At 42.0% G+C, this 810-nt stretch carries 1 protein-coding gene; it reads left to right on the top strand.

What is annotated here, in order from left to right; genetic code table 11:
- Positions 1-231 precede the first annotated feature (231 nt).
- A partial coding sequence (locus A3739_RS00740; RefSeq protein WP_156502213.1) for an amino acid ABC transporter substrate-binding protein occupies positions 232-810 on the top strand: 579 nt, incomplete at its 3' end.

The raw sequence follows: 810 nt of genomic DNA, 5'->3' as shown, positions 1-810 counted from the left end.
TTTTTAAGCATTTAAGCCTGTTGTAAATCTATTTGAAATAGATGACACTGATTGCGTCGCTAATGATGACGCTGAAATGTCCGAACTTTCGGGCGAACAATAATAATGCGAATCGTGGTGGCATCAATTTTGTATATAGAGCTCACATCAGTGCATGTGTCAGCTTTCTGTTGTTGCTTAGGTGCGCTGCGAAATCCTTTTTGGAAGAAAACAAAACTTAGGAGAACACGAATGTTGAAATTCTCTTCATTGGTCGCTGCAGGTCTTGCAGTAGGCTTATCTTTTGGTGCAAATGCAGGAACGCTTGAAGACGTTAAAAAACGCGGAATGCTTTCTTGTGGTGTGAGTACTGGTCTTGCTGGATTTTCTCAGAAAGACGAAAAGGGTGAATGGAGTGGTCTAGATGTCGACGTCTGTAAAGCTGTTGCAGCAGCTGTTTTAGGCGATGCATCTAAGGTTCAATACAAGCCTTTAACTGCTAAAGAGCGTTTTACAGCGCTTCAGTCTGGTGAGATTGATATCTTATCTCGTAACACTACATGGACACACACTCGTGACACCTCTCTGGGATTAAACTTTGCAGGCGTTAACTACTACGACGGTCAAGGTTTCATGGTGTCGAAAAAGCTTGGTGTTAAAAGTGCTCTTGAGTTAGATGGTGCTGCGGCTTGTATTCAAGCTGGTACAACAACTGAGTTGAACTTAGCAGATTATTTCCGCGCAAACGGTATGAAATATACTGCTGTAACATTTGATACTTCAGATCAAACACGTGCTGGTTTTGAAAGTGGTCGTTGTGATGTTCTTACT

It is taken from the genome of Oleiphilus sp. HI0067 (genome assembly GCF_001635735.1).
Note: the sequence above shows the minus strand (reverse complement) of the source record. Positions and strands in the feature narration are given on the sequence as shown.